The organism is Paenibacillus sp. FSL K6-1230 (assembly GCF_038002385.1).
Taxonomy (GTDB): Bacteria; Bacillota; Bacilli; order Paenibacillales; family Paenibacillaceae; genus Paenibacillus; species Paenibacillus massiliensis.
The window spans coordinates 4,277,691-4,294,105 of sequence record NZ_JBBOCK010000001.1; the positions used below are offsets into that span (position 1 = coordinate 4,277,691).

The 16,415-nt window shown below is 46.0% G+C and carries 15 protein-coding genes; 3 read left to right on the top strand and 12 right to left on the bottom strand.

What is annotated here, in order from left to right; translation table 11 throughout:
* Positions 1-114: 114 nt before the first annotated feature.
* The 7 genes from MKX74_RS18750 to MKX74_RS18780 form a co-directional block, all read right to left on the bottom strand.
* Positions 115-1,167, bottom strand: coding sequence for a dihydrolipoamide acetyltransferase family protein (locus tag MKX74_RS18750; protein WP_341179407.1), 1,053 nt, complete (start codon positions 1,165-1,167; stop codon positions 115-117).
* 5 nt (positions 1,168-1,172) lie between these two features.
* Positions 1,173-2,165, bottom strand: a complete 993-nt coding sequence (locus MKX74_RS18755; protein ID WP_341179408.1) for an alpha-ketoacid dehydrogenase subunit beta — start codon at positions 2,163-2,165, stop codon at positions 1,173-1,175.
* Positions 2,166-2,186: 21 nt separating this feature from the next.
* Positions 2,187-3,245 carry a pyruvate dehydrogenase (acetyl-transferring) E1 component subunit alpha gene (gene pdhA / locus MKX74_RS18760; protein ID WP_341179409.1) on the bottom strand — a complete coding sequence of 353 codons (1,059 nt, stop codon included), beginning with the start codon at positions 3,243-3,245 and terminating at the stop codon, positions 2,187-2,189.
* 60 nt (positions 3,246-3,305) lie between these two features.
* Entirely contained in the window at positions 3,306-4,517 is a 1,212-nt protein-coding gene (locus MKX74_RS18765; RefSeq protein ID WP_341179410.1) for a hypothetical protein, read from the bottom strand.
* A gap of 484 nt (positions 4,518-5,001) precedes the next feature.
* Positions 5,002-5,799 carry a formate/nitrite transporter family protein gene (locus tag MKX74_RS18770; protein WP_028591861.1) on the bottom strand — a complete coding sequence of 266 codons (798 nt, stop codon included), beginning with the start codon at positions 5,797-5,799 and terminating at the stop codon, positions 5,002-5,004.
* 316 nt (positions 5,800-6,115) lie between these two features.
* A complete protein-coding gene (gene fdhD, locus MKX74_RS18775) occupies positions 6,116-6,925 on the bottom strand; it encodes a formate dehydrogenase accessory sulfurtransferase FdhD (protein ID WP_028591862.1) in 810 nt (269 codons plus the stop codon).
* 6 nt (positions 6,926-6,931) lie between these two features.
* The gene (locus MKX74_RS18780) at positions 6,932-7,279 is read right to left on the bottom strand and encodes a DUF2294 domain-containing protein (protein ID WP_018884779.1); all 348 of its coding nucleotides are present in this window, start codon (positions 7,277-7,279) and stop codon (positions 6,932-6,934) included.
* Positions 7,280-7,599: 320 nt separating this feature from the next.
* Between MKX74_RS18780 and fdhF the strand changes: the two genes are divergently transcribed.
* Complete coding sequence (gene fdhF / locus MKX74_RS18785; RefSeq protein WP_028591863.1) at positions 7,600-10,536, top strand: formate dehydrogenase subunit alpha; 2,937 nt, start codon at positions 7,600-7,602, stop codon at positions 10,534-10,536.
* Between the two features lie 24 nt (positions 10,537-10,560).
* Positions 10,561-11,058: a DUF1641 domain-containing protein gene (locus tag MKX74_RS18790; RefSeq protein WP_028591864.1), complete on the top strand. Its 498-nt coding sequence runs from the start codon at positions 10,561-10,563 to the stop codon at positions 11,056-11,058.
* 135 nt (positions 11,059-11,193) lie between these two features.
* Here MKX74_RS18790 and MKX74_RS18795 read toward each other — a convergent pair whose 3' ends face one another.
* Positions 11,194-11,601 carry a hypothetical protein gene (locus MKX74_RS18795; RefSeq protein ID WP_208115156.1) on the bottom strand — a complete coding sequence of 136 codons (408 nt, stop codon included), beginning with the start codon at positions 11,599-11,601 and terminating at the stop codon, positions 11,194-11,196.
* 181 nt (positions 11,602-11,782) lie between these two features.
* Between MKX74_RS18795 and MKX74_RS18800 the strand changes: the two genes are divergently transcribed.
* The gene (locus MKX74_RS18800) at positions 11,783-13,501 is read left to right on the top strand and encodes a methyl-accepting chemotaxis protein (RefSeq protein WP_341179411.1); all 1,719 of its coding nucleotides are present in this window, start codon (positions 11,783-11,785) and stop codon (positions 13,499-13,501) included.
* Positions 13,502-13,597: 96 nt separating this feature from the next.
* On the opposite strand, the gene MKX74_RS18805 is transcribed toward MKX74_RS18800, so the two are convergent.
* The 4 genes from MKX74_RS18805 to MKX74_RS18820 form a co-directional block, all read right to left on the bottom strand.
* Positions 13,598-14,473, bottom strand: a complete 876-nt coding sequence (locus tag MKX74_RS18805) for a TIGR02452 family protein (RefSeq protein WP_341179412.1) — start codon at positions 14,471-14,473, stop codon at positions 13,598-13,600.
* 588 nt (positions 14,474-15,061) lie between these two features.
* The gene (locus MKX74_RS18810; RefSeq protein ID WP_341179413.1) at positions 15,062-15,514 is read right to left on the bottom strand and encodes a nuclear transport factor 2 family protein; all 453 of its coding nucleotides are present in this window, start codon (positions 15,512-15,514) and stop codon (positions 15,062-15,064) included.
* Positions 15,515-15,673: 159 nt separating this feature from the next.
* On the bottom strand, positions 15,674-15,919 hold the full coding sequence (locus MKX74_RS18815) for a DUF2164 family protein (protein ID WP_133567413.1): 246 nt from the start codon (positions 15,917-15,919) through the stop codon (positions 15,674-15,676).
* Positions 15,920-16,156: 237 nt separating this feature from the next.
* Positions 16,157-16,366, bottom strand: coding sequence for a hypothetical protein (locus tag MKX74_RS18820; protein ID WP_231505468.1), 210 nt, complete (start codon positions 16,364-16,366; stop codon positions 16,157-16,159).
* Positions 16,367-16,415: the final 49 nt, after the last annotated feature.

Genomic DNA, 16,415 nt, shown 5'->3' on the forward strand with positions numbered 1-16,415 from the left:
TAACTTATAATTGATTTGTTGGGAATATAATCAAATTCCACAACCAATCATATCATACTTATTTGAGACGTACAGAGTTTAGAATTGAATTTCTTAACCATTTTGTGAAATACGTTAATTCAGATAATCCTCATATCCACTTTCCAGATGAGCCTTAAAGGAGTTCAAAAAGCGCAGTCCATCTGCACCATCAAAGAAACGATGGTCGAAGGTTAACGTGATCGGGAGCATTTTTCTAACTACAAGCTCATTGTTCTCGGTCACAACCACTTTTTTATCTGCGCGGTAAAAGGCAATGATAGCCACCTGTGGATAGAAAATAATAGGAGTGGCAAATCCGCCTCCTATGGCTCCCACATTACTTATAGTAATCGTTCCCTTTTGAGAATCTGCAAGTAACATCGTTTTGGATCTGGCTCTCTCCACGAGTGCATTAATCTCCTGAGCCAATTCATCAACCGACTTCCCATTAACCTGATGTATGCTTGGAATAACAACGCCATCCGCAGTATCCACCGCTATTCCGATATTATGTTCTGAGAACAGTTTCAATGAGCCATTGAACTCATTTGCGTTGAACATAGGATGCTGATGAAGGGTCTGGGACAATGCTTTTGCGAATATGGGTGTCAATGTTAAGTCTAGTCCCTTATCTCGATGTAATCGTTCCTTATAATTCAGCAGATTTGTTATATCTGCTTCAGCATAAGCCGTTACATGAGGGATGGTTTGCATGGATTTTGTTACGATTCGCGCTATCTCTTTACGAGTGGATGTCATCTTCACAATTGTCTCGTCGCTGGAATCCTCTAATGCTGCACTAGGGTATGTACCTAGATTGATACCGAAGTCATTCCATGACTGCTTCTCGGCCTGGCCCAGGTCTATATTTAACCATTCATTATTCATCACGTCCGAGGTTCTCCTACTGTCTTGATCAATAACCAAGATGACGTTGTCGACAGTGACGACATCACCCGGCTTATAGGGGAGCCTGTCGATTACTCCTGCTACTGGTGAAGGCAACACGGTAGTTACCTTATCTGTCTGAACTTCAACAAGCGGTTGGTCTTCAGCAACCAGCTCTCCTTCTTTGACCATATACGCAACGATATATCCTTCATACAATCCTTCTCCAAGCTCGGGAAACAAAAATTCATATTTCATATATCTCACCTCTTCAAGGAAACTAACATTTGATCTATTTCGTGAACAATTCGATCTGTAGAAGGTAAATAGTAGTCCTCAATGGAGAACTGTGGAATAGGTACATCAAAGCCTGTAATTCGCTTTACCGGAGATTTCAATTCACTGAACATACGCTCCTGAATCACAGCAACTAGCTCCGCCCCTACACCGCCTGTCAATGCAGCTTCATGTACAATCACAGCCCGCTTCGTTTTTCTTACAGATTGCTCTATCGTCTCCATGTCAAATGGATATAGCGTACGAAGATCCAGGACCTCAACATGAACACCGTGCGACTTCTCAAGCTGCTCCGCCGCCTGCATCACGTTCCAGATCATGGCCCCCCAGGATATGACGGTGATATCTTGCCCTTCTCTTACGATACTCGCCTTGCCCAGAGGAATTGTATATCTATGCTCGGGGACATGATTGCGCACACTGCGATATATTTTCATAGGCTCCAGAAAAATGACAGGATCACTACCTTCCGAAGCCGCAATAAGCAGACCCTTCGCGTCATAGGGATTACTAGGTATCACAACTTGTAGCCCTGGTGATTGAAATAACAGCGCTTCGATGCTTTCCGAGTGCAGCTCGGGGGCACGAACTCCAGCCCCGTAAGGAGCTCTTATAATTAACGGCACCTCATATTTACCCTGAGTGCGCATTCTCAGCCTTGAAAGATGTGACAGAATTTGCTCTAAGGCAGGATAAATGAAGCCAAAAAATTCAATTTCAACGATAGGCTTAAGACCATTTAAGGCCATACCAATTGCACAGCCTACAATGCCTGCTTCGGATAAAGGAGTATCCACTACACGTCGATCACCAAATTTGTTGTACAAATTCTCGGTAACACGAAACACACCACCGTTTATACCGATATCTTCTCCTAAGAGAAGCACCTGATCATCACTGGCCAATAACATATCCAAGGCTTCATTTAGTGCCTGAACAAGGTTCAATTCTCTCTCCATACTAAGTCTCCTCCGTAACATCTATTGGTGATGACTTTGCATAAATTCATTAAAGTTGTTTTCCTGCTCTTGGATATTCCACGGCTTGCTAGAGAGCACATGGTTAAACATATTTTTTGGATCAGGCTTTGGAATATTAAGTGCGAACTGAATCGCATCACCTACCAAACGTTCCGCTTCACTACGGACTCTCTCTCGTACACCTTGCTCCAGTATTCCTTGCCTTTGCAGGTAGGCCTCTACTCGCAAAACAGGATCTCTCGGTTTCCATGCTTCGCTTTCCGCTAGGCTCCGATACCGGCTTGGGTCATCCGAAGTTGTGTGCGCGCCATAACGATAGGTTACTGCTTCTATTAGACAAGGGCCCTTCCCACTTCTGGCAGCCTCCAAGGCGTTTTTAGTTGCTGCATACACAGCAAATATATCATTGCCATCCACCCGAACATTTTCCATACCATAGGCTATAGCTTTTTGGGCAATCGTTTCACTAGATGTCTGGCGTGATAAAGGTACACTAATTGCGTAGCCATTGTTTTGGCAGAAAAATACCACTGGCGCCTTGAATACTGAAGCCATGTTCAGCCCTTCATGGAAATCTCCTTCTGAGGTAGCACCATCGCCAAAGTAAGCAATAGAGCATGCGTTCTCATGCTTATATTTACTAGCCCATGCAGCCCCGGCTGCTTGAGGGATCTGTGTAGCTATAGGCACATAAGGAGGCAGGATATTCCTATTGTCAGGCGGTATACATCCTTCAATTCTCCCCATCCAATACCAGATTATTTTCACCATCTCATAGCCGAATGTTAACATTGCGGCATGATCCCGATATGTAGGAAACATCCAGTCCTGCTTCGAAAGAGCCATGGCACTTCCTACCTGACTTGCCTCCTGACCTTCAAAAGGGGCATATGTACCAATCTGACCCTTGCGCTGCATATTCACCAGCTTGCGATCAAACACTCGATTGATTACAAGAAGCTTGTACATTTCCATGGCCAATTTTTCATTGATCACCATATTGTCATCCAGCAAAGTACCGTCGAGCTCTAATATTTGGAATAGACCCTGTTTTTCCATTTAATCCTCCATACATTAGATTTATAAGCAAGTTTCACTATCGGGGGCTGCTCACGGTGCTTATTCAGCGTGAATAGCTTCTGACTGTGCATTCGACAAGATCTTGGACCATTGTGCCTCATCTAGTCCATGCTGACTAATAAATGCGTAGACTAATCTCTCGATGCCAAATCCAACGCAGCCTGTTGACATCCATTCCGTCTCACCGCGCTTTATATTGAACTGCTCACCAAAAAAGTGATCATGAAAATTAAAAGAAGCTGCAGCAATGGTTCGATCAGGTCCAACCTTTAAGCGCAGCTCATATTTGAGTTCTTGCATTCTCTGATTAAATATTTTCGCTGCCGTATCCTCGCTGCAAAAGAAAGGATCACTGGCTACTTCGCAATGCCCCTCTAACCCCAGCTTTTCGAGAAGAGAGAACGCTGCTTCCATAAATTTGTGACGACTATCCAATACAAAATCCCTGGACCCCATAAAAACAATTTCTCGGATAGAAAAATCCCATAGTCTTTCCAGGGTCCGATGATATTTCGATTCATAGCGAAATGATTTTCCGATAGACGTTATAACACGATTGTGTGTCTCAGCATGTTGGGTGTTTTGGAACTGATAGTATGTGTGGTAGCACATGGTGGGGGGTAAGCAGTAATCGACGTTTTGACAGTAGGGAAGTAAATAAGAGCCAATTCCATGATTGGACTTGTAGTCCTCTAGGAAATCACGATAGATATCAATATCATTATGCAGCCGTGTAACGAACATCAAGAAATGGGGGAATGACTTGAAATATCCGCATTTCTCAAGGGCTTTGGTAGAGATTAAGGTAGGATATCGGTATTCGGTAGCTCCAAAATGAGATATAGTCATATCTTTAATCATCTGATCCAAGGTATCCATTAAGTGGATTAACTTTTCCCCAAAGCAGACCTGACCCTCGCCCATTTCAAATACCATTTCTTGTTCCAGCATTTTATCAAAAAGCTCATCTTGAAATTGGGGCACGTTATCACTTGATTTCCATACGACTCGTGGAGGTAATACTTTTTGAAGTGCAATTTCATTATCAATCACGGAGGTTATTTTAGTCTTAATTCCCTCTGGGTCCGTTCCTGGTTGCAGAGTAACTTCTACACCATTAATTGTTGTTTCGCCTGTGATTAATTTAAAATGATGAATGTTCGAGGATATAAAAAAAATTCTCTTTTCTAATTCTTCAGTGTGTTTTATGGCCAAGGGCTTATCCAATAGAATAATATGAGTGTTTTCCATTGTTAGAAGCATTCCTTTCGTCTCACTGGAGTGGATAGTAGTTGGATAACTATATCAAAAAAAATGGATAAGGAATGAAACTAGCAATCCCTCGTCCATTTTAAAATGTAAAAAATATCCTTTTTAGCATTAAGACATAGCTTCGCCACGGATCTACTTTTTCTTAGATAGATCATTCAAATGAGACTATTTTCACCAAGAAAGATCAACGTGCCTAAACAACGATTAATCTTGTACGAAGTGATTATGTGCATCACAGAAGCTTTAAAGAAACACGGAAAATAATCCGTTTTGGGCACTTGGCCATTCAATTGGAGACTGCCATCAGACTTTTGTACAACACTCTAATCGCAAAAGGGCAGCCTGTTACTTCCCAATTATGGTGTACATTTGCCATTATATTCTCTCACGGATGAAATGTAAATATCTAGACGAAGAAAGCAAAATTGGAGTTTGGATGAGTCTTCCTTACTCTTCCAGACACTCAAGCCTCTCTGTTCATTACACTGGCAACCTCTCTCTTATTTCGATAGGCTCCAAAGTAAATAAGAGAGACAAATACCGCACCACCCACGATGTTTCCTAGCAACACTGGAACAAAATTTGAAAGATAATCTCCCCAGGTCAGGCTGCCTGCGAAGATGGCTGCCGGGATAACGAACATATTGGCCACCACGTGCTGGAAACCGATAGCCACGAACGCCATGACCGGGAACCAGACTCCTGCGAATTTCCCTAAGGAATCCTTACTGCCATTTGCGATCCAGATGGACAGACATACGAGCCAGTTACAGCCAATCGCCGAGATAAAAGATTCCATAAATCCATCCTTCACCTTCGCCTGAGCAATAGCCAGGGTCTTCGTCAGAAAGTCTCCTTCTGTGAGTCCCACGACATGTCCAAAGAAAAATGCGACAAAGATCGCACCCACGAAATTCATGATGAGCACAACAATCCAGTTGCGTAGTACATCATAAAGGCGGATTTTGCGTGCGAACCAGGCCATTGACATCGTCATCATATTGCCTGTCAACAGCTCACCTCCCGCTAGTATAATGAGCACCAGTCCTAACGGGAATACCGATGCACCAATGAATCCAGCGATGGAGCCCCATTCCTTAGGCGCGGTTCCAATGACTCTGATGTCGAGGAGAAATCCAAGTGAGATGAATGCTCCCCCTAGAAATCCAAGGAGAATCAAGGACAACCATGTGAGCTGTGCTTTTTTCACACCTGCCTCTGCGGTGAATTCCATAATTTGTTGTGGTGAATTATATCCCATGGCTGACCTCCAGATTATATATCATGAAAGCACAAATAACCCTCATGAAGTTATGCTCTGTTATAGACTCTCTTCAAGCTAGTCGTGGCACTTGAGGAATCTGGTAAGAGATGACTTCCATGCTGGTTAATTTCCCTACACAAACTATAGGGGAACCAAACAAGCTGGTTACCGGGTAGTTTAGAGTAAAGACAAGTCCTTGAATGTACTCCAAACGTAATGCATAAGTACGATGCGTTGTTCTTCTGCAAAATCAAGATTATTCCAGAATTCAGATTTTGTCAATAATGTGACATGTAATTCGCAAGAAATGTTCTTATATTTGCCTCTTTACATCTACGATTCTCTCAGGATGAGTATAGACATTGCAAGTATCATTACGAATGAAACCTACGGTCGTAATACCTAGCTGTTCTGCAAGTTCCAACGCCAGCGCTGTTGGCGCAGACTTGGAGAGGACAATCTCGCAGCCGATCTTCGATACCTTCATCAGGATCTCAGAAGATATCCGCCCACTGAATACAATCACCTTATCTTTGAGGGCTAGACCCTCTTTCAGACAATGACCATAGATTTTATCCAGAGCATTGTGACGTCCAATATCGCATCTAGCCAGCAATATCCCCTGTGAATCACACAAGGCTGCATTATGCACCCCACCGGTGCGGTGGAACAGATCCGTCTGTGCGAGCACCTCATGCATCAGCTTGAAGCACTCTTGGAAGGACAGCCTGATATGAACATCCTCCATACTTTTCGCTGTCCGCGCATCGTTGAAGAATACAAAACCAGGACGGCTCATGCCGCAACAAGAAGTAATGTAACGCTTGGTGTACATCTGCTGATGTAGGAGACTGAGGCGCTGAGTTCGAACATGAACAAAGCCGGCCTCCTCCTGTACCCATAACTCCTGAATATCTCTATAGTCCTTAATGATTCCTTCTGACGCTAAATATCCAACAGCCATGTCTTCTATATACTCCGGCGAGCATATCATTGTGGCCAGCTCCTCCCCATTCACTTTCACAGTGACGGGGTGCTCGGTCACAATCAGGTCATCCGCTGTAGCTACTTGGCCATGTTCATAACGAATGACACGCTGTGAACGCTGTAGTGGTAAACTCATCGCATCTCATCCCTGTTCAATATTTTTTTCAAAAAGAAATACAGACACGGCTACATCCTCATCCACTTTAATATCCGAGAATAAATGAATCAGCCTTGAGCCGCATAGCTCTTCCATCCCGTCTGGAACATGATTCTCATAGAGCTTCTTGATCATATGCGTCCTTGCGCTGTGCACCATCTGTACCCCTTCTGTGGTCTTGGCAATGAATTTCTCCGTTGGCGTAAAATTCCCGTACATCTTCGTAATTGCCATATTCTCCACAAATGTCGTGTGAATCCGCTCTGGACCCTTCCCAAAGGTATCTTTTCTAACTTTTCTCACAATCTCGTTAAAAGCAGCTTCTTTCTTCATGCAAATCCTCCAAAGATAAGAAATGAATAAATCCTATTTCATTGCAGAAGTGCCGATCCTCAAGATGCAGTCTTGTTTTTTTGTCATGTAGTAGTATAATCTAATTAGTCGTAAAATTGTCAAATATTTTAGGATTGATCCATTGGTAGGTCATTGCTAATGAATTACTCCACTTTAAATGTATGGTCCGAGGTATCGGATTTTACATTTGGGGTGGAGTTTTTTTATGGTCATTTTTGCGAAAAAGGAAATGGCATACAGTCAAGATTATGCATAAATACGCAAGACTCTGTGCCAAGAAATCGTAAAGGAGCATCTGTATGAACGAGCAAACGATCAAGGTCGTCGTGAATGGAGGCACCTATGAGGTGTCACGAGGCGCAAATGTCATCGACGTCATTAACTTTGCCAATATCGCCCATCCACAAATTTGCCATGTTCCCGAAGTTGATCCCATCCAGACCTGTGACACCTGTATCGTTGAGATTGACGGGCAGCTTAAGCGCGCTTGCTCCACCAAGGTCCAGGCAGGCATGAGCATTATCACCAATTCACCCTCGGCTAAGGCTGCACAGACCGAAGGCATGGATCGGCTGCTAGAAAATCACATGCTATATTGCACGGTATGTGACAACAACAATGGGAATTGCAAGTTGCACAACACCGTCGAGATGATGGAGGTTGAGCATCAGAAATATCCATATCGTCCCAAGGTAGCCCCCTCTGAGGTAGATATGTCGCACCCCTTCTATCGCTATGATCCAAATCAGTGCATTGCTTGTGGTCAATGCGTAGAAGTATGTCAGAACCTCCAAGTGAATGAGACCCTGTCCATCGACTGGGAGGCAGACATTCCACGAGTGATCTGGGACCAGGGCTCTTCCATCAATGATTCTTCCTGCGTGAGCTGTGGTCAATGCGTTACTATATGCCCATGCAACGCTCTAATGGAGAAGTCTATGCTGGGTGAGGCTGGATTCATGTCCGGCATAGGTGAAGAGCTGCTGAATCCGATGGTTGATCTGATTAAAGAAGTAGAACCTGGATACAGCGGTATATTCGCGATTTCCGAGATGGAAGCTGCCATGCGTGAGACCCGGACCCGCAAGACGAAGACCGTCTGTACCTTCTGCGGCGTAGGGTGCTCCTTCGAAGTCTGGACCAAGGGGCGCAATATCCTGAAAATCCAGCCTTCCCATGATGCCCCGGTGAACGCCATTTCCACCTGTGTGAAGGGTAAATTCGGCTGGGACTTTGTCAACAGTGACCAGCGCTTGACGACTCCACTCATTCGCCAAGGGGAAGAATTCGTAGAAGCTACCTGGGAGGAGGCCTTCTCCCTGATTGCTGATCGCATGGGTACGATCAAGAAAGATTATGGCTCTGACAAGATTGGATTTATCTCCTCCTCCAAGATTACGAATGAAGAGAATTATGTCATTCAGAAGCTGGCACGTCAGGTCTTCGGTACGAACAACATTGATAACTGCTCCCGGTACTGCCAATCCCCTGCTTCGGATGGCTTGATGTCCACGGTAGGAATCGGCGGGGATGCGGGAACGATTCAGGACATCTCTGCTGCAGGCTTGGTTATTCTGATCGGCTGTGCACCAGCGGAAGGACATCCCGTCCTGGCAACTCGCATTAAGCGAGCACATAAGCTACACGGGCAAAAGTTGATCGTTGCTGACTTGCGCAAGCATGAGATGGCAGAGCGCTCCGATCTGTTCATCCATCCAAAGCAAGGGACGGACTTCGTCTGGCTTACCGCAGTGACCAAATACATCATTGATCAAGGCTGGCATGACCTGAGCTTCATTGAGAATCACGTTAATTTCTTTGCAGACTATGAGTTGGTGCTAGAGCCATACACATTGGAATTCGCAGAGCAAGAGACCGGTATTTCCAGAGCAGAGCTGATCTCGATCGCCGAAATGATTCGTGATGCGGATGGAACTGCAATCTGCTGGGGCATGGGTGTCACTCAGAATATCGCTGGGTCGCATACCTCCGCAGCTATCTCCAACCTGCTGCTGACTACAGGGAACTATATGCGTTCAGGCGCCGGGGCCTATCCATTGCGAGGACATAACAATGTCCAGGGTGCGTGCGATATGGGGACGTTACCGCCATGGCTGCCTGGCTATCAGCACGTCTCCAATGACGAGGCACGAATGAGATTCGAGGCAGCTTACGGAACACCGATCTCTCCACTTCCAGGCAAAGACAATATCAAAATGCTAGATGACATTGAGCGTGGCGAAATGAAGGCGATGTATCTCGTAGGTGAGGACATGGCCTGGGTCGATTCCAATGCGAACCACGTTCATGAAGTACTGGAGAAGCTGGACTTCTTCGTCGTTCAGGATGTGTTCCTGTCTACGACCGCTCAGTTCGCAGATGTAATCCTACCAGCAGCACCTTCATTGGAGAAGGACGGTACCTTCACGAACACCGAGCGCCGGGTTCAAAGACTTTATCAAGCATTGGATTTGGTGGGCGACTCGAAGCCTGACTGGTGGATTACCACACAAATTGCCAAAGCCATGGGCTATGACTGGGGCTACACACATCCATCCGACATTTTTGCCGAAATGGCCAGCCTGACTCCATTCTTCTCCGGGTGTAGCTACGAGATGCTGGAAGGTTGGGGAAGCTTTATGTGGGGCTCGGATACGGGAGAGAGCACGCCGCTGCTCTACACAGATGGGTTCTATTTCCCAGACAAAAAGGCTCGCTTCTCACTGGTAGAGTACGTTCCACCTGTAGAGTATCCGAAGGAATACGATCTCGTCTTGAACAACGGGCGCCTACTAGAACATTTTCATGAAGGCAATCTGACCAAGAAATCGAAAGGGATCAATCAGAAATTCCCTGATGTATTCGTTGAAGTATCACCTGAGCTTGCCCATGAACGCGGCATCGAGAGCGGGTCTCTGGTTAGACTGGAATCACCATACGGGGCGATTAAGCTCAGTGCATTAGTCACAGACCGTGTTCGGGGCCATGAAGTGTATGTGCCCATGCACTCCAACAGCCATGAAAGTGCGGTCAACCTGCTAACGGGTACCGCGCTGGATGTACGCACCCGGACCCCTGCTTACAAACAGACCAAGGTGCGTATGCAGATTCTGAACGTGAAGGGCGTGAATCCTCTGCCTCCGACCAATCCACGCTACAAGAAGCGCAACCCGCAAGCAGGTGTTGAGGTAGAGCGGAAGTGGAACCGACCTGACTTCGTATCGTTGGTCAAATAGAATACCAGAGGAGGCCATTCAACTATGGCAAAACCCATCTCCATCGTCAAAAAACGCCTGCTGACAGAGGAAGAACTGCAGGAGAGGACGATTCTTCAACTGAAGCAGCAGCTCGCTGAGAGCAATGAGGCACTAGAGAAATCATTATCCATCTTAAATGAGCTCCATAAAAGCGGCATACTTGAGGCTGCCGAGTCCTTGCTGCAAGCAAGAGCCAATATCGCCGAGATTGCCCTCGGGCAAGTGTCACGCCCTGAGGTAACTAACCTGATCAATCACGGAATGGCAGCAGCTGGTGCACTGACCAGCCTCGATCCTGCTCATACCAAGAGTCTCATTGATGGGCTCAAGTCCGGGATTACCGAGGCACAGACGACCACTGCAGCCTCCAGCAAGACCAGTCTGTGGTCGATGTCAAAATCGCTTCGCGATCCCGACATTTTACGAGCGCTAAGCTTCGGGCTCAGCTTCCTCAAGGGGCTAGGACGCTCACTTAAAAATCCGAATTCGCCGCATAATTAGTCTCTGTCGGATTAAGCTAGATTTGATCCCCATCCATGGGTATTATAGAAATCCCCCTTTATCGCGTCAGTGGCAAGGGGGATTTCTATAACGCTCCTGTAATTCTGCTATTATGCTTCGATTCGCATTCACTTCTTAAAATCTATCTATTTCTTCCTCCAGCCTGATCCTATCGTTATAAACCAACCTCTGTCGCTTCGGTAAGAACATATCCCGATGAAAATGACCAAAGTACCACTGCTTATATGCCGTTCTGCTCTCCACAGCATCGAAATATGCATGCAGCTCATCCAATTCCATATGTATGCCACAGTGCTCCGTAATGTAGCTAAGGGCACCCGTCGAGCATGTATGTGTCAGTATGTAGTCTACCTGCCAATTGTGCTTTTCCAAATTCTGCAGACCCTCTTCATACTCTGCCTGTGATGGCATCTCCCGTCTCCACCATGACTTCCCTTCCTTGCGATATTCAATATCATGGGATGCTGCTCCCCCAAAGGTAAAGAACGTCTGTCCTTCTATGGTAAATACCTGGCCTCGCATCAGATTGAACTCCTCCCCGGGCCTAATTCTTTACCTGCCAGATGCCGATATTTAAAATTAATACCAATATCGTTATCGTAATTACATAAATTTTACGCAAGCCGGGGCTTACAAGCAATACATAGAACAGCTTATTAGCTCATATGCAGTATGAATGATGCCAGGGGGAGCACGTTAACGGATGAATACTTTGTTTATGCGTATTTTTTTATTTTTTTCCTGTCTTTTATTAGGAGCAGGGGTCATATTAGGCCTAACGCTGTATCGCACCTCGGCACAGCTGGTGGAGCAGTCCATGGGGATGCAGGCACAGGCTGTTGCTGAACGAGCTGTACAATTGATCGATACCGCTCAATATGCACCGCTTAGCACAGGACAGAGCAAGACGAGTTATTACGAGGTACTGCGCGATCAGCTAAGTCAGCTCCGTGAGGCTAACGGACTTAAATATTTGTACACCCTTGGTGTACGTGAGGAAAATGGCTCTCCATCGTATTATTATGTCGTCGACGGTGCAGCTGCGGATGTGAGTGAGGATGATTTCTCTCCATATGGTTCAATCGAAGAAACGCACTATGAAGGCATGCTACAGGCCTTTAGCCAGAATGAAGCTGTCCGGGGCGAGCTCACAAGCGATGAATATGGTGCTACAATTACAGCCTATGTACCGATCCATGGCGAGAGCGGAGAAGTCCTTGGCCTGGTGGGGGCAGATCTGGATTCGACCGCCGTCTATGAGCTGATGGCACAGAACCGGCTTACGATGATCTGGACTGCACTGGGAATTGTCTTGCTCAGTGTGCTGCTGGTCTATCTGTTTGCTCATATCCTGACCCGCCCGCTGGTAAGACTCAGACAGAACATTGCTCAGGTTGGCCAAGGTGACCTGACCGTCAATGTGGAGCTTGGCTCCAAGGATGAGATTGGACAGCTGGCATGGGAGTTCAAGCGTCTGGTCACCGATACACGTGAAGTCATGAAGGGGATTCGCCAAGACTCTGATTCTCTGCTTCAAGCCGCTGAAGATGTATCGAGGCATTCACGAACTACCGCAGAGGCCAGTCAGCAGATCGTGGTGCATACTCAAGATTCAGCCAAGGGGGCCTCCGAGCAGGTCGCACGAGCCGGTGAAATTACAGCCTCCATGGAGGAGATTACACGTAGCATGCAGCATATCTCTCAGGCCGCCTCAGTCGTTGCGGAAATATCCCGAGATACGACCCATAATGCTGTGAACGGACAGGAACAAATCCATACCGCAATCGGCAGCATGGATCGAATCCATAAAGCCAATGCCCAGATGGCCAGCTCTACATCACAGATGGAACTGTATTCGGGCAAGATTGAGTCCGTAGTGCATCTTATGAATAATATTGCCTCTCAGACGAAGCTACTTGCCTTGAATGCCAGCATTGAGGCCGCACGCTCGGGAGAGCACGGCAAAGGCTTCGCTGTCGTTGCCTCGGAGGTTCAGAAGCTTGCAAGTGAATCCGAGCATTCGTCCAGGCATGTTTCCGAATTGATTGCAGAAATGACACGACAAACGTCTGTATTGGCTGACCATATGGCTGCCAGTACCACTGAAGTACAGACAGGGCTTGCAGTCATTCAGGAGGCAGGCAGATCCTTTGGTTCTATTCATGCAGGGGTCGAGAGCATGGACGAGCGACTGCATGAAGTCTCTGCAGCCTCGGAGCAGCTATCTGCAGGTGCCGAGGAGGTATCAGCAGCCATTGAGGATATGGAGCTCATCTCCCGCGACTCCTCCTATAGCATTCAGGAAGTGTCCGCTGCGACAGTGAGTCAGCTGCAATCTATGGACGAGATGAAGGGCTCGGCAGAATCGCTGCGTGAGCTATCCAGTAGTCTGAACACGCTAATCAGCCGCTTCAAAATTTAAAATTGAATACATTCTCGTAAAGACGACGACCCACTCTCTTATGTCCCATAGCTGCGATGTAGTGAATTGTCGTTTTTGTATCTATAACTTCTATTTCTATTTCACCTCAAAAGCGTCCCGAAATGCTCCGATCGTCCGTCTATCGGCTTTACGGTCCAGCACTGCGAATTCAATACGTTCAAACAAACTACCATAATTCTCATCTACAATGACCTTACGGAACCACTCTGCTACCTCCACCGGGTTATGACGGAATACGCCGCATCCGTATGCTCCGAGAATGATTGTATCCATTCCCTGCTCTGCCACGACCGCCAGAATTCCGCGAATGCGGTTCAGCATAACTTCTGCGATGCGTTCTACATTCTCCGATTCACGCTCACGCACGACACCTGCATTAACAGCTGGAGCAGTGATCATCGACACACAATATGGCTCCTCCAGCAGCCCTCCATCATCTGCACGAAATACGGGTACCTCTGGAGAAAAGATCATGTAATCCGAATAGAGGCACGTGCCTAAGCGCTTGTTGAACTTATACATTTCCTCCATCTGTACGATGGAAGGATACAATGCTGAGGAGCGTGCAAGGCTTTCTTCCTGAGCCTGACTTCCTCCGAGAAAGCCGCCACCAGGATTTTTGGCAGAAGCAAAATTAAGGCACACTACATGCGCTCGCCCTTCCTTTGCAACCAAGCGTTGTGCTGCTTCCAGTGTTGTCTCTGCAGTCACATGAATATGAACCGTATATTCTGTTTTGTCAGCGGTTCTGATTGTCGCTTCCATTCGTTCTCTAATGCTCGGAAGCTCATCCGGTGCATATAATTTTGCCTCGGCAATCGTCTTGGCTATTTGCGCCTGAATTTGAATCACTTTTCCAGCAGGGTGGGTATAGCCACCCTCCTCTATAATCTTGAGCGTTTCCTCTGCCCAACGTGATCGAATCACTCGTTGATGATGGGTCTGACTCATTTGGTATCACTCCATTCTAGATATAATTTGAACCTAGCAATTGATATTAATTAATTGTTATTAACAATGTGATAATAATAATAATACATCAAGATAAGAAAGTCAATATCCTTTAACCGCTTCAGCCCTTACAACTTGGAGCTTGTGCTCTTTTGTTCTATACCTTAAGTCAAAAACAAAGTGATTATTTCCCAGGAAAAGATCCTCAAAAGCTAGCAACATGCTGCAGTGAGGTACTGTGAGGTACTGTGAGGTACTGTGAAGTACTGTGAAGTACTGTGAAGTACTGTGAAGTACTGTGAAGTACTGTGAAGTACTGTGAAGTACTGTGAAGTACTGTGAAGTACTGTGAAGTACTGTGAAGTACTGTGAAGTACTGTGAAGTACTGTGAAGTACTGTGAAGTACTGTGAGGTACTGTGATCTGTATTGCATACTTCCAGCTTACAATAATCGAATTGTTCGGCTCTGCTGAAAGCTTATACACTCTATGATCTTTAAAAAAACAGCCTGATCCAAAGGAGTGATTCCCCTTCGATCAGGCTGTTTGTCAAATTATGGAATCAGATGAACAAGTGAAGCTCACTTCTCACTTCTCCTCCATGTCCAGACGAAGACGCTTCAGTGTTGTGTGCTTAATTACCCATTGACCATCAAACTGAACAAATGTCTCATGGTAATGCCCATAGCCACGGAATGACTTATTTGGGTTCTCTGCTGGGAATTGAACCAAATCCTCCATCGCAGAGATGACCTTCGCTTCATTCTCCGAGACAAACTCAACCTCTACACTGTGAATATGGTGCACGGAGACAGAGACATCCACCAAGTCACGAAACACCTTTACAATCGTATCGCGTCCTTCCAGGAGTGGTATGGGATTACCCTCCGTGCTGAAATCAGCTACTGCATCAGGAGCGAATACCTCACCCAGCTTGTCCCATTGCTTCGTGTCGATGTAGCGACAATATCTTGCCTTGGTATTCCTGATGTTCTCCAAGCTGATCAGTTGTTCGATCGCGGTAACAGATGATGAGTTCATGATTAGTCCCTCCGCAGTTATATTCATATTAATTCAATATTCCATATTGTACCATTATTTTAATGATGCTTCAATGAAGCAAGGATGAACCGTATCGGATCTGCTGTAGTTGCAGCATATAGATAGGCCTACCTGAACATATGAAGGAAGCCCTCTCCACTAGCGGACGGGCTTTTGTAATGCATACAGCTCCTCTTCCAGATTAAGCATTTGCTGATCGATAACCTTGCGGGCATCGTGAATCGCACGATTATACACGTAAGGTGACAGCTCCTTCAGCATGTAGTCCAGCAGATTCTCGGCTGCAAGCTCTCCAATCTCCTCCGAACGCTCCATTTCAAAGTAATGCTGCAAGCTTGCAATTAATTGGAGCTTCTCTTCTCGTGGAAGTTGTAACGGAATCATAGGGGCATTCTCCTTCAGTGATTTTTTTGACATTCTGGACTATCTTTGTAATTTATTCACTTTACCTTGTCTTGGGCATTCAAGCATTTCATTACTCTCTCTACCATATTCATTATAATGCTGCAAAGCAATAGCATGTTGTCAGTCTTCCTCTATGAAAGCATAAATCATGCATTTCTCAACAAAAAAACCTTCTGTCCCCCCATTCAGGTGGACAAAAGGCTTCTGAGCACTTTCTCAGATCAAAGCAATAGCCAGCAGCGTGAACAGGCTTAAGGTTAAGATAGAGCTTCCGTAGCCATAACCATACGGATAGAACCCTGACGTGTTGACCCGACCCTTATCTTCCTTATCCATTTGTAAGTACACGTTCTCGCGGTCTACATTAACGATGACACCCTCATAATGCTGACCATTGACGGTTATAACCCGTACGCGCTTGTTCATGCATTGCATACAATTGTAATAGGCTTCTACCACTGTATCACTCCTCTCC